Source organism: Methanosarcina barkeri str. Wiesmoor (assembly GCF_000969985.1).
GTDB classification, from domain to species: Archaea; Halobacteriota; Methanosarcinia; order Methanosarcinales; family Methanosarcinaceae; genus Methanosarcina; species Methanosarcina barkeri_B.
This window is the reverse complement of the sequence record NZ_CP009526.1, coordinates 942,643-961,256: the sequence shown is the minus strand read 5'-3', so window position 1 is coordinate 961,256 and position 18,614 is coordinate 942,643. Positions and strand designations below refer to the sequence as shown.

Sequence of the window (18,614 nt, the reverse complement as noted above, 5' to 3'; positions counted from 1 at the left end):
GGACATACCAGTATTAAAATTTACATTCCCCTTTTCCGGAAATATTTCTTAGCCAGAAAAAATTGAACATTCTTAACTTTTAATTTTCACATATTCTCGGCAAATCTCAGGTATCCTCTCTTTTCATCTGGTTTTCAATAAAAACCCTTATCCTGTTTACCCCTTTTTCAAGCGATATAAATGCCTCTTCCCTGGTAGAGGTACACGCAAAAAGGGAAGTAAGAGGTCCATCAGGCTCTATAACGGTCCCCTGAGAAGGAATGTCAGCGCCTTTGTTCCTCAGAATGAGCTCCATGAGCTTTCGATCTATAAAAAGTTCTCGATCTGAGTATATCACCCCTCTTGCAGCAAAACCTTTAGCTTCGGGTTTTTCAGGAAGTTCTCCTCTAAAGCAGCCAGCATGGGCCTCAAAAAGGTTAATATTCATCGCCTTCTCGATAGTATCAAGACTTCCCTGAAACCTCGGGTTTATTTCAAGTACTACAGGCCCTTTTTTTGAAGCCAGGAAATCCACTCCGTTTGAGCCCAGAAGCTTGAACTCAAGAACCAATTCTTCAGCAAGAGCTTCCATTTCCTCGGCTTGATTGGTCCTGAAAGGAGTTATATTCCCGCAATAAGCAAAGGGCAACCGCGAAAGCCAGGGTATTCCTATAAGCTGTTCGTTAACAGCCACTGACAGAGCTTCGTTCTTTGTAGAAAGCAGGGAAACACTTGAAGGTGTTCCTTCCAGAAACTCCTGAATAACAATGGTTTCTTCCGTAAGCTCCGGATTAAGCCCGTGTAATTCCTCAAGGATGGCTAAAAGCTCCTGTCTGCTCCTGGCAATTCGGTTGAAAATTCCTCCTCCGCCTGAAGATGGCTTAATCATAACTGGATATTCTATTGCATCCAGTTCTTCCGGGGAATAGCAGCGTGGATGAGGGATTCCAAGGTCTTCAAGCTTTTCTGAGAGATAAAGTTTATCTGAGGCCTTCTGCATGGCATCCGGACTGCTGGCAAGTACGGGACAAGGGAAATCATTATGGTCAAGCATTTCCAGTCCCGAACCCGGAACAAGGGCATCAAACTCAAGTCCAAACTCAGCCATATGAGCCTTTATCCGGGAAGCTTCGAGCTGGTGCAGTTCCTGTATGGTTCTGCACTCGAGAAATGCTGATGCATAAGCGCATTCCCGAAGGTCAAGATCACAGAAAGCATCTATAGAGCAGACCGTATAGCCAGCACGACTTGCAGAGCAGACAATATTTCGGGTATCAAATCCGATTACAAGGATATTCTGCATGTTTCCTCTTTCTGGACCATTCATTTCGCCTGCGGAATCTCAGAATGCGCCAGTGCAAAGATCCCATAAGGGGTTTTCAGGACAGGAATATCACTTCCTGCTTCTGCATTGAACGACACAGGTTTCTTTATGGCAACAGTCTCATACGTTTCAGGGTCGAGCACCAGAATTGCGTTGTCTTCGATTGAGACCAGCACTGTTAAAACCGTATCTCCCATGTTGCCTATTTTCTCTGCTCCTTTTAATTCTTCAGGGGTTGAGATAAATCTTGAGCCGTCCTCAAGGGAAGTCCCGTTAACCTTTTTTCCGGAACTCTTAATCTGAATAATCTTTCCTCTGAACCTTATCACATCTCCTGGCCCGAATTCGGGAAGACGTACAGCAAAAGTAATCCTGTAAAGATTCTTTCCATCTTTCATTCCTACAAGGGTAGGAGATTCAGAAAAGTTACCTCCAAGTTCTGAGGTGATTAGCCTACATATCTGCCTGCTGGCATTCATGGAACCCATGTAAAAGTCTATTCCTCCCTTTTGCTCCACTTCTTCACTTATAAACGCAAGTCGGTCACCCTTTTTTCTCATGCTTTCCATGGATTCTCTGGCAATAGCCATAGAGCGTTTTATCTCATCTTCTGTAGGAAACCTGCCTGCTGCCCTGATCTGAATAATCGCTTCAAAATATCCTCCTGACTCCCTGCTGCACATATCGCAAGCTGTTCGCTGAATCCTTACCTCAGTCTCAGCTTCTGCGTGCACCGGCTCTTCTCTGACCACTGCATCGACTTCAGCTCTTACCATATACATATAAGGCGTAATCTCTCTGGGTTCAAGGTAGACTTCCACATCTCCGGCTTCGTTGTGGATAAAAAGGGCATCTTCTACAGCTTTTAGCACCACATCTTCAATATTACCAACATCTTCCCACCGGCCTCTATGAAAGTGTGCTCCGCAAGCTGAACATATCCTTACATGGAGTACATTGGGCAATTCAATCAGCTTGAAAGTCTCAAAAAAGCAGTCCTTGCAAACTGAGTCAAAGAGCCTGTAGCATTCTCTACCGCATCTCGGGCATGTGATAAAATTCATCTGCAATCCTTACTTATAATCTTCTTGGAATAGTAACAATATTCTTGAACAATATCCTTCCTGGAAGAGTAATTTTTAAAATATCAGGAAGGAAAATTTCTGCAGTATATTTAAGCAATTGACCTGTTAAGCTTACTCATGCTATTTAAAAATAGCTGGATTTGCTAATTTCCTTTTAGTATTCAGGCTCCCCCAATTATTAGAGTGCAAAATTAGCAAAGAGTACATATTCTTTATAATGTAACTAAGTTATGACTTGATTATAACTCGATTTAAAAATTATATTTTAGATGTCTATTAAATTAGTGTTTGTCTTATATAAATATTTCTTGAGTTTAAAAGTATCAGAAAATATTAGAAATTAAGTTACATAGGCTCGTTTTTCTGAAAGCTAAAAGCTACCTTAGTATGAAGTTCACTAGAAAAGTAACAAAAATATAATTTCAACGATTTTTAAAAAAAGAAAGTTCCGTGTCTTTATGACACGGAATATTAATATTCAACTTTATTTTCTGATTATTTCTTTGGAGGCCAGTTCTTCTCCATAAAGCCAGGCAGCCTTCCGGAGTCCATTGGGCCCACAAGAATATTTGCGCCCAGTTTGTCCTCAAGGTCGCCCTGTAGACGTGCAGCCAGACCAGGAATGATTACACTGTTATGGGTAACATCCTTCTTAAGGTCAAAGCCTGATTTATCAAAGGCATCCTTTACTTTGTCAGCAGTCAGCTGCCCACCGGCAACAGAGGCTTCCACACCAATACCATCGGTGTCAACTGCAAGCAGATAGCAGTCGATGTCGTTTGAGGAAAGGTCGCTCTCTACTGTATAGTAAGTCAGAGCGAAGTTTGTGGTGAAGAGCACAGGTGAGTCCGCTGTTGGGTTTCCTACCTTGTACATCTTTGAGTCCACAGCTACAGGAGTCCTTGGGTCAGTGTAGATTGTCTCGGCCAGGTGGACTTCAGGCAGCGTGGCATATGGCTCCATACTGTGGAGAATCATAATGTCACCGTACCTGATAGTAAATACGGCAGCCATTGCAGTTTCCCAGTATGAGGCGCTGACAGGGTCGGAAATTCCAGCCATCCAGGCAGTAAACGGCAGAGCCATGATCGGATATGCGATCTCGGTATCTCCCATAATACCTGCTCTCCTGATCTTCAGGAAGTTGGTAAAGGATTCCTTCATGCTTTTACCAGTTGGATAAGTTCCGGGGTCAAGGACAATGTCCTTAATACCTGCCTCTGCAAAGGTTTTTGCAAGAGTCTTAAGGCCATCAAGGTCATTTATAGCTGAAACAACGACAGGCACATTGTATTCAAGGGCTAGTTCGCCTACTTCCTTCCAATTGTCCTTGTTTGCAGCGTAGAGCAGTGGGTTTGCATCCTTTGCGGCTTCAAGTCCTGCTTTAAGAACTGCAGGGTTAAAGGAACAGAAGATCATTGGCATGCCAACTTCTGCAACTTTCTTAACAGCGGCTGCGAACTTTGCAGGATCGTTTGATACGGACCTGATTGCCACACCGTCAAGGAGCAGGTTGCGACCGACATAGAACTTACGGAAGTTAGCAATATTCTTTACTCTTTCAACAAGGGCAGCTTCTTCCATTGTGTCAGTAACATCGAAGAACATCTTCGTTTTGTTGAAGAAGGTCAATTTGTGACGGTAAAGAACATCGTCACCACCGATCTTGACTGCTCTGTCACCCACTCCGATTTCAATTTCACGAATCTCAGGTGCAAGGAGCCTGTCAAGTTCTGCAAGCTTCTTTGCAAACTTCTTCTCTTTCATCAAAGGTGAGCAGTCTGCTGTCTTTCCGGACCTGTCTATCAGCTTGGAAGCAAATGCCATACAGGTTGCTTCACCACATTCTCCACAGTTGGTCTGCGGGAGGTATTTGTAAGCTTCTAATGGGCTGTTTATCTTCATGTTTTACACCTCCGCTCCGATCCAGTTAGCAATGTCAACAGGCTCTGCCTCCATTGAACCAAATAATGTCTGGGTAATCTGCTTCAGGACAGCAACTGATGTTGGGTGCATCATCATGAAGAGGTCGTTTCCTGCAATGGCAAGGGACAGACCTGTAATGATTTCCCAGATAGGACCTCTGTACTCTCTGGGACCCCAGTCAGAATCTTCCTTCAGTGGGGAGCTAACCATCCAGGACTCACGGGCACCCCAGGCGTTAGTGGTACCAGAAGACATTGGGAAAGTCAGTTCATCGTCACCCATAAGGGCGGCAAGGCGGATACGCTCCATGTTGGTGTAGGCATAGTCGAGACCATAACCGAGGGCGGCAGTGGTTGGGTCCATGATGATCCTGTCTCTTGGAACGTTGCACTGCTTCATGAGCTTCCTGTTAAGTTCTTTCTGTGAGTTCATATCAAGCTGGGTCCAGGACAGAACATCGTGGTCATACTTTAATGCAGCTTCCGCAATCTTGGCATAGTCGAGGTTCAGGCTGGCAGATGCAATGAGGCAGCGCTCGCCTTCGGCAACTTCGGCAGCTTTTGCAAGAACCTCGGGGTCTTTCTGTGGGTTACCTGAACCGCCGATTGCGATTGGAACATCAACAGCCTGCAGTACTTCTTCTACAGTCTTGGCTGCTTCCTTTGCAGGTGTATCCTTAATCAGTGGGTCTGTTGAGATCAGGTGGATTGTAATCATGTCGGCGTTGAACTTCTCAACATTCTTCTTTGCCCATTCTCCAGGGCTGTCCATTACTTCATCATAGTTCACCTTGACAGCTTTTGCAAGACCAATTCTCATATCGAATACATCAATGGTAACCTGGTTCCTGTTGGGCATTGGGGCGTCAGGGAAGAAAGGAAGAGCTTTCTCGCCACCGAGCATGACCCTCTTGCCACGGCTGCCGCCGTCGGCAGAGGTGTTGCCTATTGGGACTTCCTGAATCTGGCTTGCCCATTCTGAAATGTTTGCAACATCGAATTTGGCAGGAATGAGATCCTTAAGTTTCGGGGCTGCAAGAGCAGGAGAAATTTCAGGAGCAGCGGCAGGAGCACCAGCGGCACCAAAACCTACAGGGACACCAAACATGCTAGCAAGTCTTGCGAAGTGCTGTGCAAGTACTGCATTCTCCTGCCCAAGGAGAGCAGCAAGCATCGGGTCAAAGCCACCTCCGAGTCCACTAAGATCAAGCTCAATGTCCCCTTCAATGGTTACACCTTCAAGGGCTAATATCTCCATGTCCTTGAACATGTCTGTCATATCTGATAACTTAACTTTCTTTGCCATGTAAACCTCACCTTTTCCGTAAATATTCCGTTTTGATGAGTGACTATATAAATAAGAAATAATACAGATTTTACTTCCAGATTCTTCCCTATATGGAAAGAAAAATTGGGGCAGAAGTAAACTCTGCTCCATTACTTTATATGATTTTAAATATTGTTTCAAATTTTTAAAACGGGCAGGGGACCTGCATTTTAAAGGTATCTGTATCTTATTTCCTGCACGGTTTTCTACAATACATAGCTCTAAAAAAACCGGGATTAGAATCCCAGTTTTTTTACGATATTTTCGATTTCTACTGCAGCAACCGAGTCATCCGAGATTTGAAAGAGAGGTATGCCTTTTATATCCATTTCCTCAATTTTTGGGTCGAGTGGGATCATACCTATCATATTAAGTTTAAGATCCTCTGCCAGTTTGACAAGCTTTTCGCGGTTAGCATCTGTAACCTTGTTTGCAATAACGTGAATTCTACCAATGTTTGAGTCGAGTTCATCCACAAGTTCATGAATTCTCTCTGCAGTCCGGAATCCCCTTCGAGAAGCGTCTGTTACGACAATTAGGTCATCTATGTCTCGGATAATCTTCCGGCTGAAATGCTCAAGACCAGCTTCTGCATCAATGACAACCACATCATAATTAATGATCAGTTTATCCATGATGCCCCGAAGAAGGTTGTTTACATAACAGTAACAACCTGACCCTTCGGGCCGGCCCATAACCAGGAGGTCATAACCAGGCATTTCTTCGATGATCTCATAAATCTTGCTTTTAAGCACCGCCTCTTTATTCATGTCGGGATGGTCAGGCTTTGGCTTGGTTATCTCAGCCTGTAAATACTCCTTTGCATCTCCGATTGTTTTTACATTCTCACAGCCAAGAGTTTCAGGAAGGTTAGTGTCTGCATCTGCATCAACTGCCAGTAGAAACTTTCCTTTCTTGGAAAGGGAGCGGATCAAAAGAGCCGCTACCGCTGTTTTACCAGTCCCACCTTTTCCCGTTATTGCAATTACTTGTGTCACAGAATACCCCGTTGGATTGTTTTTCGTATTAGGCGATTACCTATCGTCGCCCAACTACATTTATTCCTTCTTCTCGCTGACGATCATTTTGTCAATGGAGATCTTTGCATTCTTGAAGGTGATCTTTATTCCACCAGCTTTACCAGCAGGCATCATTGGCATGGAAGCCATTGCAGGCATCTGGAAGCCGGCAGATGGCATCATCATTGGAGCTGCTGAAACAGCTGCTTCCTCTTCTTCCTCTTCCTCTTCTTCTTCCTCTTCTTCCTCAGATGCCCAGTTAGCAACGACCGGGTGGTTCTTCTCCTGCAGGAAAGCCTTCAGAGACTCGATATCAGTTGCATCGTTCTCAGTTGCGATCTTGTCTTTAATGTCTTCAGGAATGGTTTCGGCAATCTTCTCCTTGAGCATAGCAGGGAGCCAGACAACTCTGTTCCAGCCACCGTCAGACTGGATAAACTTTGGAGAATAGAAGTAGTTGACACCAATACCGAGGAAACCTACGACCTGCTTTCCGCCACCTGTCTGACCAGCCATTGTTGAGAAGCCAAGACCATTGGGTGCCATTCCCTGGTATTCTCTGTTAACCCAGCCGATACCGTCAACCTCAGGGATATAGAATCCGACTACTTCAAAGCAGCCACAAGAAGTGTGCGGGTATTCGAAGAAGGAGTGGAGGTTGATCTTGTCATATTCACCACTGGAAAGTTTCTTGGCAATCTCATTGACACCGGAGTATTCACCGGTATCGGCATTGATAAGTTCACCCTTTTCAATTGCGAACTGCGGACCTTCTGGGTCTACTTTTGCGGCTGCGCGGCCGTCGAACCAGTTGATTGCACCGCAGAGGGAGATTCTGTCTGGAGAAACAACACAGACGTTGGTGGGAGCAAAAGCCTGACAGAGAGTACATCCATAGAAGACATCGACATCCTCATCGTGGAGGTCCTTTGTCCTGGCGTCTCTTATCTTGAAGATTTCCTTTGCTTCTTCCAGTTGTTTTTCGACTTCAGCCTCGTCGGTGTAGAAGGTAACCTGCATCTTCTCAATAAAGGGAAGCTCGGTCTTGAAAAGCATCATGACAGCTTTGCCGAAGGAATCAAAGGAATCCATTTTTGCAGCTGTATCCTTGGAAACTCTCATCCAGACATCGTACCTCTGGTTCAGGTGCATAATGCCCTGGCAGTAGTTAACGAAGTCGTGGACACGCCTTTCAACGACAGACTCAAGGTCAGCTTCAACAAGTTCTCCACCGATGTTGAAAATCATTGCCCAGGGGTAGGTTTTACCCTCTTCCATTTCTTTGAGATCAGGACCAACAATTGTAACCTTGTCATCTTCGATCTCGTCAAGATCTTTTGCACGGACAAGTTCCAGACCCATGGACTTTGGACCACCGAGTTCAACAAACATTCCATCCTTTCGTACTCTTTCTCCCTCAAACATTGGGGAAATCTCAAATGGGAATTCTGCCATTATATTTTGCCTCCTAAATCAAAGTTATAATGCGTTAATAAGTTCATCCAGAGCAGCATAATAATCTGCCTTACTCAGGTTCCCGAAGGACATTGTTGCGTTCTGGATGTAACCTCGTTCAATCGCAATTGTTTTCAAGTTACTGAAGTTCTTTGCTGCGGACAGTACCTGGTTGATGTAGTACTTCTTGAACCCTATGGCTATGACCATGTCGTAGTTTCCGTTTCCGTCAAGACCGGGCCACTTCGGATCGGTCAGGTAGAAGCCGAGCATATGTGCGTTGATATACTTTGCATCTACATCTTTATCAACAAGACTTGCCATAGAACTCCCGGTTGCAGCAATAGGGATATTTGCAGCCTTTGAAATTTTTACTACACGGTCAAGGATCTCTGGCTCAAGAGTCAGGGTTCCTACCATAAGGAGCGGCCTCTTTGCTTTTGAGATAAGCTTTGCAGCCATTTCAGGAGATACAGTTCTTGAGGTACTCACTCCATAGCTGGTAAAGAGCTTTGTGTTCTTGGTAGTATCAACCATTTAACTCAGGCCTCCTTGCAAAGTCTCTTGAGGTTAGTAGGCTGTGCCGAGACATCGAACTTGATCTTTGGACCGGAGATGACTTTCTTCCTCTTCCAGTCAATTTCCCAGCCATGTTCTTTTTCAAGCTCCTTGAGGAGCGCCTCACGGGTAGCCAGTGGGAGGTCAGCTTCATTCCTGACGAACTTCCACCAGTCTTCTGGTTTCGATCCGAGGTACTTTTTGTGGAGTTCCATCCAGTGGGTCAGCTTTATGGATCTGCCCATATTGTTATCTGATGGACGGATGCATGCCTTTGCCATCATCGGAATTGCTTCCTGCCAGGTTTCTGCTGTAGTCAGGAGGAATTCTGGTGCTGGAGGAATCGCCATTTCTTGTCCATTCCTTGCATCGTAAACTTTCCACTTGTCCTCTTCATAGTTCTTGGCAATAAGAGCTCTCCTATATTTAGAGGAATGAGGACCGAGTACTGCAGGGATACCAAGAATATTACATCCGGTACCGATTGAAGACGCCTTCTGAGAGAATGCACCCCAGGCGAGTCCGCAGGCACCTACACGATTCAGGACGTAGTCTCCAATTTCGGCGAGGTTGCCTTCAAGAGTTCTCTGGGCAAAAATAGCTGCGACCTTCTCGGCTGCACCGGTGATGTGAGCGTTAGAGACACAAGATCCGATGTTGGCAAGTCCCCCACACTCAAATCCTCCTGGGAACCTCTCATAGAGAGTCTTACCATCCTCATCCTTGAACATACCAATGTCCATTGCTCCGCAGCCTGTCGTCACTACGATAAAGTTTCTTTTCAGGAACTCCTCTGCGATGTAGTAAACGTCCTTGGTACCTTCTGGATAGTTCGGGCATCCGATAATTGCAATAATACCCGGTGTGGTACCCATAACCAGGTTAAGACCTTCTGCACGGATTTCAGCGTCAGACACCTGGCCTCTGCCAGCTCTCATCAAGCCTTTCTCTTCAGAAATCTGTTTCTGGGCTGCCTTTTCGATTATGTTGAGAATTGGTATTTCCTTCTTACAGACCTGTTCGCAGCGGCGACAACCGATACACTGGTCGTGTAATATATCTAAATATGAGTAATCTCCTTCCTTTGCAAATCCCATAGCTTCGGGGATATCCAGTTCTTCTGGGCACGCAATCATGCAGGCTCCACAATCTGCACATTTCATAACCCAGTTTGTGAATTCTTCATCTGTTGGAATTGCAGTGATACCGGAAGCATCGCGGATCGGAGCCATTTCCATCGTGAGCCTGATGCAGATTTCTCCAAGCTTGTCATAGTCAAGCATTACACAGCCTGGAATCTTTCCGGATCTAAGTTCTTCAATGGTCTCATCAACGTCGGCATCTGTTCTGTTCGGAAGCCCGTACATGATCTTGGGATTTGATGCAATTACCGGAATCATGAGTTTCTGAGCTTCAGGTACAATATCACCACGAACACATTGTTCGTCTACAACAATGACATCTGGCATTCCAGAACGGATTACCTTTAACTCCTTGGACATTGAACCGATGACCTTTGCATATGGGGGTCTTCTATCGGCTTCCTTGTACCTTGTAAGGTCTATTGCAGTACAGCAGAGCCCAGCGATCTCCATCTTGTCGGTCAGGTCGTGATCTTCCATGTAGTCCATCATATAGGTGACGCCGGCGACATTGTGTCCAATAACACAGAGGAAAGGCTTGGACTTGTCAATTGTTCCCATTCCTATTTCGATTAAGGGAGCCTCTGGGTCAGCTCTCGGGAAATCATAGGCTGTAACCTGTACAATATCGGAAATTTCCATGCCTACATGGTCAAGGCTACCACTGAAGAGGGCTTTGGAGTCATAATCAATCTCTGCGGATTCCTGGCCGGCGTGAACTGTTGCAAGTAACTGGGTTAATTGTTCTTCAACATATTCCATTGCCGGTTTAACTTCACCAAGGGTTTTCGGGCTAAGCCCGGTACTGATTGTAATGTTTGGGGTAAGCACGTTGGACTGCCCAAGGTTGAGGGGTAAGTCTTCTCCAAAGGTTTCTATCAAATGGTCGAGCAGGTGGCGGCCGTGAGCTGCATGGCAGGCAGTACCTGTAATCACGCGGAGGAAGAATTCTCTCCCATTGTGACCAAGCATGTCAATACCACAAGCACCTCTTTTGTTCCCTGAGAGATCACAGGGTCCATAGGTACAGTAGCAGCACTGGTCACACATAGGGGTGATAACAGGCTCGTAACGGTCAAGCAGTTTGAAGTTCCAGTCATCCCTATAAGACTCAAGTCCTGCAAAAAGTGTGGGACCTGCGTTAACGAGCTCCTTTGCTTTTTCTTCAGCAGCCTCCTTTGCTGCCCCTACAATATTGTTAATAGTGATCTGAACGGATTCCAGATCTTCTATAGAAAAACTCCCGGTAGTTAGTTTGCTCATTTGAGCTTTACCTCCTAAATTTGTATAAAGTCGACTTCATCAAGACGATTGCAATTTTTAATTCTTCGGCATATTTGTAATTACCAAACACTCCTTGCCGTCTGCTTAAAGTTACAACCGTGTAAGTAAATACGCATCTGGTAAAACACTATTCACCACTTTTTTTCAAATAACAAATATTTTACCAGCGTTTTTCCAGCTAAAGTCGTTTTTAGAGGAAATATTTCCATATAAAAGTCGTTTTTAGGGCTTATTCACACTTCAAAGCCATTTTTACGCCCTTTGTCTCAAAAAAACCGTTTTTGCCAACGATTGAGACCTTAATCCTAAGCAGAGGTCGCTACCGATGGATAATAAACACTAATTAAATGTCTTAACGTACCAAATCTATATAATATTTTCTAATTTGTAACACGCATTTCGAGATGGGTAAAGTGGGAATGTTCAAAATCAGTTGACTTTACAAGTTTATTGTAATTATAGGTACAAAAAAGAGATTAGTGCCTGTAGATGTGGGTTTTTCAGTAAAAACCATTATAACACTGATGTGTTACTTCTTTGTGCTATTAATTATTAACAATTACGCTTTTTACTCGTGTTCACAACAAATTATTATGTAAATATTTGTTACCAAATAAAGAACTGCTCCTTAAACAAAACTTATCTTTGCAGGAGATATAAAATTGAAATAATATTTCGAGTTATATAAATATATCTCAAATAAATAAATGGAAAATTATTTATAGACATAGCATTGTCATATGGCTTTACACAGTAAACGCCGTAAACTATTTTTGCATTTTGACAGGAAACACATAAATATAATATTATTAATTGAATATTAATCGGATTATTTTTTAGTTAAAATAATATATATTCAGCTAAAAAATCGCATAAATCCATTCTCCAATAAGTTCACTCTTAAATACCAATAAGTTCACTCTTGAATAGGTTCATTCTTGAACATAATGAGCACAACTCTTCAAGAATTGATTTTGCTCTTTCCACGAGTTTTAACCTCCGGTTTATTTTATCGAAAGCTTAGACAAGGGGAAATTTACTTAGTTATAGGCCTCTGAAAAACGGAATTTTAAATAAAGTGGACGGCTAAGCTATAGTATCCGGAAAATTTACTGGCTTACGTATAAAGCATTTAAGTAAGCACGCAATTAATTTATAAACGGTTATTAGAATTAAGAGTTTTAAAGTGATGTAAATATCAATGATCAAGTCAATGAAAACGATATTACCGATATCATTCTAAGCTGAGATTCTTCATCTGGGTTACAGGTGATGATACTCTAAGCGCCTCAAATTTTATAATTGCTTCAAATTTAAGGCAGTGTTATATGATATTAAACCGAAGAATATATTGGAACATAAATTGGAGAGTATAGAATATAAACCGGAAAGTAATTAGAATATAAACCGGAGAGTAATTGGAAATATGTTTGACCTTAATGCAGCTTACATCCCTGGAGGTGGAACGGGTGGCAGGTAAAGACTATATTTTCGCAAGCCCGTCAATAGCAATCATTGCCCTTTGCACACTTTCATTCTTCCTGGAAATGATTCCGGGCATAGGTGATGCCTATTTTAACGCTTTTTATTTTGACCCAAATTATCTTATAACAAGGCCATGGACGCTTATTACATACATATTTCTACACAACGGTTTAGTCCATCTATTATTCAACATGCTCGTCCTGTACTTTTTCGGGACTGCACTTGAGCGACGGATAGGGAACAGACAGCTTCTGGCAATTTTTTTCACAGCCGGAATTTTATCGGCAATAGGATATACCTTTTTAACTCAGCCAATTTTCAATATATCTCCTGGCCCAATGGTTGGCGCAAGTGGAGCAATCTATGGAGTCTTTGCAGCCCTTACAATACTTGAGCCGGATATTCGTGTATATGTTTACTTCGTCCCGATGAAGTTAAAACATGCCCTGGTGCTTTTTGCTCTATTTGACTTTCTGATGATTAACTCATCGGACATGATAGCCCATACAGCCCACCTTAGCGGTCTCTTTGTAGGTCTGTATATGGGTTTCCGCATAAAGAAAATTCAGGAAAATGCTCTGAGATCCAGATACATAGGCAGGTGGTAACTCTGGAAGGAAATGACCTTCTAGAGGGCACATACTACTATCCGAAACCCGAGCCAGGAGAGAAAATTCCTATCCTGATTTTGAATATCAGGAGACTATTTGCAGCCTGGTCCCCAGAGTTGAAAAAGACCCTGTACTTTGAAAAAAAACCTGAAGATGAAAATCTGAAAAGGGTAAGAGAAATTAATCTTCTCCAAGTCTATGACTGGCTTGCGGGAAGGGAAGGAGTGATAGAGCTTACTGACCCGGAGTTTGAGCAGTTCATGGAAGTTTATGAGGCTTTCCTGGAGAAGCTTGGAGAAATCCAGTACCTCAGGCGCAAAAAAGGAAGAAGAACGGAAAACATTTTTGAACTCAAGGAATCACCATACGTTATTCGGGAAGTAAAAAAGGGACCCTTTTCCAACAATTTATAAATAAAATTAATACGTTTTATAGATCTACATTTTATAGATCGGGATTTTTGTTCTGCCGGAGTTTCTTCCTCTATGTTCACAAGAAGATTCTCAGGTGTTTTAATCCAGTCGTTTATAGAAGGATAGAGTTGCAAACTTTGATTGCCTTAATATGCAAATGTTTTACTACAAAAAGCAGATATAAGGTATCATCGGATTGAATGCAAAATTGCGGTATCAAGATATAAATCTTAGAAATTCGGAACTTTAAACCTCAAAAACTGATCGCGGAAGCATAAACTCTGTATCGGCAGATTGGAGGGCTGCTGGAAGTGTAGCTTCCCCCAGAGTTAGTGCTGTATGATCATATGGCGCAAACAAATAAGGTACAGGTTCCGTGAACTGTAAGATCACAGAGGACATTGATAATGAAACCTGTAAAAAGCGGAATCGACTCAATATCAAAATACCTCCGCTCGAAAAAAGAAGTTGGCAGGCGGAAAATAGGACTTTTAGTGGATGGCCCGAATATTCTCAGAAAAGAATTTGATGTAAATCTTGAGGAGATAAGGGACGTCCTGAAAGATTATGGGAATATCAAAATCGGGCGCGTTTTTCTTAACCAGTACGCCTCTGACAAGCTTGTGGAAGCTATCGAAAATCATGGACTTGAACCTATAATTTGTTCGAGCGATGTTGATGTGCGCCTCGCAGTAGAGGGCATGGAGTTAGTATATAATCCTAATATTGATACTCTTGCAATCGTTACAAGGGACGCTGACTTCAAGCCGCTGTTGAACAAAGCAAATGAGCACGGCAAAGAAACTATCATTTTTGGAGTTGAACCCGGTTTTTCCACAGCGTTAAAGAATTCTGCGGACTATGTTATTCTTATGAAGAAAGACAGAATGAGCAGTTATGATGAGTCCGATGGAATGGGGTCAGGTGAAAGAAAAATTGATGCATCGGAATATCAGGACAGTATGTATGAAGAATCCATAGAAAAGACCTGATTTATGCCTGTCCTTTTTTGATATTCTGTTCTCACTTTTTTAAGGGTAGTTAACTTCTACACCAAGGATTTCTTTCTCTCCTGCAAAAACATCCCGTGCGATCTCAGCACAGCCTATTGCAGCATGCCACTTTCCAAGACACTGACATTCTTGCCCCAGATGTGCACGGATTTTTTTCTGCACATATTCAAATTCGCCTACGGATCCCGCAAGAAAAACCTCTCCGATTGTTTCATAGTCCTTAAGAAGAAGCTGCATTGATGCAATTTCCATGGCTGCAAACAGCGAAATAGTATCAAGGGCCAGGAGAGCAGGACTTTCTTCATCTTCGGCTGCAAGAAGCAATTCGTCCCTATCTTTATAGGGAGTCATTTTCAAAGCTCCGGCTTCCATAAAAGCCTTGTTGGCGGTGCGGTATCCGTTATCTACATCCCTGATAGCTTGCAGGTCAAGGGGTCCGTGATGAACACCTGGGGCAAATATGCAAGCATCGATTGCTCCAATTACCTTCCTGTCGGCAATGGCAAGAGTAACAGTGTTTGAACTTATATCGGAAACCACGAAGTTATTATAACCAAGGCACAGAATGTGGTAAGCAATTCCCAGTTTCTCGGGACTTGTAAGATGGGAAAATACCTTCATTCTTGGATCTACCTTGCTTTCCGTATGAAGGCCAGGGATTGCTATTGCCGGAACTCCCGAGTGCCGGATGGCATCAAAAACTCTTGTGCCTCCTCCTGTCTTTTTTCCCGCTCCTTCAATACTCTTGAGCCCTCTTCCTTCAAGGTTCCTGACATCCTTAATTGTGGAAAAACCATCACCCATCGAGTACGTCAGTGCAATAAGGTTGATTGTCTCACGCCGAATTCCAAAATGCTCCTCAAGCGAGGTCAAAATTTCATTTTCGGACATGGCTGCTGCCTCAGCCCTCTCAAGTTCAAAGGTATGGGTACTTTCCCCTTCTATGAGAGCAAAACGCATTGCAGTTGTGCCATGATCAATCCCTATAAAGGCCAATTACCTGTCTCTCCTTTAACGCCTCAGAAGGCAGTTTTCAAGATTTCGTTCAGTTCATCCATAATTCTATCTCCCTCTTCAGCGGTCCCAACTGTTGTTACCAGTCTTATTTCCTGAAAACTCCTGCCTTCAGAGAGCAATAGCCTCAAGTTCCCTCTCGCATCCGCACGCAGTACTTTTCCAGTAAGGCTGCCTCCTGCAATGCCTTTTACGGAAATTACGGTTGGGATTACCTTTTTTACTTCAGGGTGCTGGCTTACAAGCTTTACAAGTTTTTTACCAGCCCTTCCCCCAATAATTGTAGTATGGACTCCACCAAGTTTATTTTTCAAGGAGTTTTGTGCGTTCTCCTGTAAGTTAGTTTTATTTTCCATCATTGTAGTCAAACCGGTAACCTGTTCCTCTGGCAATTTTTTCTTGTTCTATTTTTATTTGTAGTTTTTATATTTATCACGTATATCTATTTATCCGGTTAGAATCTCAAAGAAGTGTTGCAGACTATAAACCCTCTTATTAAGGTTTTGTCCTGAAGCCAGAAGCTATAAAAAGAAGTATCTCCAGAATCCCAGGAGCACAAATGCGTCAGATTCTGGATCATTTCGTTTTTCTCTAAAAACGCTTGTTTGGGAAAGTCCGTTTTTTCGTTAAAATCAGATATTTTCAAGTTCCTTCATGCTTATGAGCTTGATACCTTCTTCTTCAAGTGTTTTAATTGCCTTTTCAATGTCATTGACCCTAACTATTAAAAGGGCTTTCTGATCCCTGGTGACAAAGGCATATGCATAGTCAATGTTAATCTTGACTTTTCCAAACACTTCTGCAATACGGGACATGCTGCCAGGGACATCATTCATTTCGATTCCCAGAACACTGGTTTCGGAAACGGTAAACCCTGCATCATGGAGTATTCTGTGAGCATAGTCGGATCTGTCCACAACCATGCGGATTATTCCGAAGTCTCCTGACTCGGCAATAGTAAATGCCCTGATATTTATGCCGGCGCTTTTCATTTTATTTGCGACGTTTGCAAGTCTGCCAGGTTTATTTTCCGCAAAAAGGGAAATTTGCTTTATAATTTTATCTTCCATTCCAGCACCCATGTCCTTATATTGCTTGTTCTATGTCCGTATACTGTTTATTCCTATTCTCTCTTACTTCTTTTTATAGTCTTCTTACCAGAGTATAATATAAGTCCCTATGTCAAATATAATATAGTCTCTATGTATACTTTAAGCTTACATACAGTTTTTAAGCTTATAACCAGTTATAATCAACTCAGCAGTAAACCGTCTATTTAGAGTGTTATATACTGATATTGTTCTTGTATATACGCTTAAATATTTTCTGCATTGGCTATTTTATATTACATCGTTGTTAGCTATTTTATATTACATCGTTGTTAGCTATTTTATATTACATATGAGAACTTTACGTTACGTCTGGTTCAACAGTATAAAAGAAATCTGAGAGAATGTCCACAAAAAAAGTGAAACCTGCAGGACAGTAATAGTTGCAGGTTTTGTTTTCTCTCTTTGAAGCTTTCAAATCTTTCGCTTGTCGATAACTTTCTTTGATTTTCCTTCAGAGCGGGGCAGGGAGCCGTGCTCCACTAGCTCCACCTCGACTGCGAGATTCAGTACGCTTTTAAGTGCACTTGAAATCTTCTTTTTAAGTGCCATCATGTCTGACATTTTATCGCTAAAAGCAGACTCCTGCATTTCGATCTGGACTTTCATGGAGTCAAGGGGTCCAATCCTGTCTACAATGATCATGAAATGGTTCCCTACTTCAGGAATCTTCATAAGGACCGATTCTACCTGTCCTGGGAACACATTGATACCGCGCACGATAATCATATCATCCGAACGCCCGCTAATGCGTGTAATCCTGGGATGTGTTCTTCCGCACATGCAGGGCTCCGAGAGCTTTCGTGTAAGATCCCTTACTCTGTAGCGGATTAGAGGAAGAGCTTCTTTATTGAGAGTCGTGATTACGAGTTCTCCAATTTCGCCATCAGGAACAGGCTCATCTGTTTCGGGATTAATAATCTCGACAAGGAATTTGTCTGCCCAGATATGAATCCCGCACTGTTCTGAGCATTCGGTAAAGAGAGGACCGCTCATTTCCGACGTTCCGTAAATATCAATAGCTTTAATTCCGGATTCGTCTTCTATACGTTTTTTGAGTTCTTCGGACCAGGGCTCGGCCCCGAAAAATCCCATCTTTAATCTAGTGTCATCCCTGATACTAATACCTTCTTTCCTTGCAGTCTCGATCAGATAAAGGAAGTAAGAAGGCGTGCAGGCTATAGCAGTGACATCAAGGTCTCTCATAAGCTCAAGCTGGCGCTCGGTGTTTCCGGAGCTTGTAGGAAGTACGGTTGCACCCAATTTTTCGCTTCCGTAATGGGCACCAAGCCCGCCTGTAAAAAGCCCATAGCCGTAACTTACTTGAAGGATGTCATTTTTCTTCAGTCCGACAGAAGTAAATCCTCTCGCGAGAGATTCTGCCCATTCATCAATGTCATTCTGAGTATACCCTACGACTATAGGTTTGCCTGTCGTACCTGAAGAAGCGTGGAAACGAGTGAGTTTTGAGTTAGGGACGCAAAACATACCAGTTGGATAGGTATCTCTGAGATCCTGCTTAACTGTAAAAGGTAACTTTCTGATATCTTCAAGAGTTTGGATGTCTTCCGGCTTAACCCCGTGTTCATCAAACTTTTTTCTGTAAAAAGGAGAGTTTTCATACACATAATGTACAAGTTGCTTCAACTTTTCTTCCTGCAGCTTATTCAAATCCTCTACAGGCATTGTCTCTATCTCAGGATCCCAGTATTCTGGCATTTTTTCACACTCTGTATATCTTATGTTCTGGGCTCTCGATATCAGGCCCGATATTTTCTAGCTTTTTTCCTGCACATCTCATTTCATGCCGCTTTAAGGTCATATTTCGGTTCTCTTTATCTCTCTAATATTGCTTTATTACTCCGATTGCT

15 protein-coding genes are annotated in these 18,614 nt (G+C 42.9%); 3 read left to right on the top strand and 12 right to left on the bottom strand.

All coding sequences use genetic code 11. The annotated features are described in order from the left end of the window. Positions 1-106: 106 nt before the first annotated feature. The 8 genes from MSBRW_RS04240 to cdhA all read right to left on the bottom strand — a co-directional run bounded on the left by MSBRW_RS04240 (position 107) and on the right by cdhA (position 11,077). Positions 107-1,306: an ATP-grasp domain-containing protein gene (locus MSBRW_RS04240; RefSeq protein ID WP_230669949.1), complete on the bottom strand. Its 1,200-nt coding sequence runs from the start codon at positions 1,304-1,306 to the stop codon at positions 107-109. Then, positions 1,303-2,367 carry a 60S ribosomal export protein NMD3 gene (locus MSBRW_RS04235; protein WP_011305237.1) on the bottom strand — a complete coding sequence of 355 codons (1,065 nt, stop codon included), beginning with the start codon at positions 2,365-2,367 and terminating at the stop codon, positions 1,303-1,305. Before MSBRW_RS04235 ends, MSBRW_RS04240 begins: the two co-directional genes overlap by 4 nt. Positions 2,368-2,883: 516 nt before the next feature. Next, positions 2,884-4,293 (bottom strand): acetyl-CoA decarbonylase/synthase complex subunit gamma, encoded by a 1,410-nt coding sequence (acsC, locus tag MSBRW_RS04230; RefSeq protein ID WP_011305238.1) that lies wholly within the window; start codon positions 4,291-4,293, stop codon positions 2,884-2,886. A 3-nt stretch (positions 4,294-4,296) separates the two neighbouring features. Continuing rightward, entirely contained in the window at positions 4,297-5,619 is a 1,323-nt protein-coding gene (gene cdhD / locus MSBRW_RS04225; protein ID WP_011305239.1) for a CO dehydrogenase/acetyl-CoA synthase subunit delta, read from the bottom strand. 257 nt (positions 5,620-5,876) lie between these two features. Further along, entirely contained in the window at positions 5,877-6,638 is a 762-nt protein-coding gene (locus MSBRW_RS04220) for an ATP-binding protein (RefSeq protein WP_011305240.1), read from the bottom strand. 60 nt (positions 6,639-6,698) lie between these two features. After that, on the bottom strand, positions 6,699-8,114 hold the full coding sequence (cdhC, locus tag MSBRW_RS04215; protein WP_011305241.1) for a CO dehydrogenase/CO-methylating acetyl-CoA synthase complex subunit beta: 1,416 nt from the start codon (positions 8,112-8,114) through the stop codon (positions 6,699-6,701). 24 nt (positions 8,115-8,138) lie between these two features. Beyond that, positions 8,139-8,651: a CO dehydrogenase/acetyl-CoA synthase complex subunit epsilon gene (gene cdhB, locus MSBRW_RS04210; protein WP_011305242.1), complete on the bottom strand. Its 513-nt coding sequence runs from the start codon at positions 8,649-8,651 to the stop codon at positions 8,139-8,141. Between the two features lie 5 nt (positions 8,652-8,656). Beyond that, positions 8,657-11,077, bottom strand: coding sequence for a CO dehydrogenase/acetyl-CoA synthase complex subunit alpha (gene cdhA / locus MSBRW_RS04205; RefSeq protein WP_011305243.1), 2,421 nt, complete (start codon positions 11,075-11,077; stop codon positions 8,657-8,659). A 1,490-nt stretch (positions 11,078-12,567) separates the two neighbouring features. Here cdhA and MSBRW_RS04200 point away from each other — a divergent pair. The 3 genes from MSBRW_RS04200 to MSBRW_RS04190 all read left to right on the top strand — a co-directional run bounded on the left by MSBRW_RS04200 (position 12,568) and on the right by MSBRW_RS04190 (position 14,599). Further along, the gene (locus tag MSBRW_RS04200) at positions 12,568-13,191 is read left to right on the top strand and encodes a rhomboid family intramembrane serine protease (protein WP_011305244.1); all 624 of its coding nucleotides are present in this window, start codon (positions 12,568-12,570) and stop codon (positions 13,189-13,191) included. Beyond that, positions 13,185-13,607 (top strand): hypothetical protein, encoded by a 423-nt coding sequence (locus MSBRW_RS04195; RefSeq protein ID WP_011305245.1) that lies wholly within the window; start codon positions 13,185-13,187, stop codon positions 13,605-13,607. Before MSBRW_RS04200 ends, MSBRW_RS04195 begins: the two co-directional genes overlap by 7 nt. Before the next feature lie 407 nt (positions 13,608-14,014). Beyond that, positions 14,015-14,599: a TIGR00288 family NYN domain-containing protein gene (locus MSBRW_RS04190; RefSeq protein ID WP_011305246.1), complete on the top strand. Its 585-nt coding sequence runs from the start codon at positions 14,015-14,017 to the stop codon at positions 14,597-14,599. A 39-nt stretch (positions 14,600-14,638) separates the two neighbouring features. On the opposite strand, the gene MSBRW_RS04185 is transcribed toward MSBRW_RS04190, so the two are convergent. The 4 genes from MSBRW_RS04185 to MSBRW_RS04170 form a co-directional block, all read right to left on the bottom strand. Next, the gene (locus MSBRW_RS04185) at positions 14,639-15,616 is read right to left on the bottom strand and encodes a methanogenesis marker 12 protein (protein WP_011305247.1); all 978 of its coding nucleotides are present in this window, start codon (positions 15,614-15,616) and stop codon (positions 14,639-14,641) included. A 23-nt stretch (positions 15,617-15,639) separates the two neighbouring features. Continuing rightward, entirely contained in the window at positions 15,640-15,993 is a 354-nt protein-coding gene (locus tag MSBRW_RS04180) for a DUF2103 domain-containing protein (RefSeq protein ID WP_011305248.1), read from the bottom strand. 273 nt (positions 15,994-16,266) lie between these two features. Beyond that, positions 16,267-16,704, bottom strand: coding sequence for an ACT domain-containing protein (locus MSBRW_RS04175; RefSeq protein WP_011305249.1), 438 nt, complete (start codon positions 16,702-16,704; stop codon positions 16,267-16,269). A 453-nt stretch (positions 16,705-17,157) separates the two neighbouring features. After that, positions 17,158-18,462: a phenylacetate--CoA ligase family protein gene (locus MSBRW_RS04170; protein ID WP_011305250.1), complete on the bottom strand. Its 1,305-nt coding sequence runs from the start codon at positions 18,460-18,462 to the stop codon at positions 17,158-17,160. Positions 18,463-18,614: the final 152 nt, after the last annotated feature.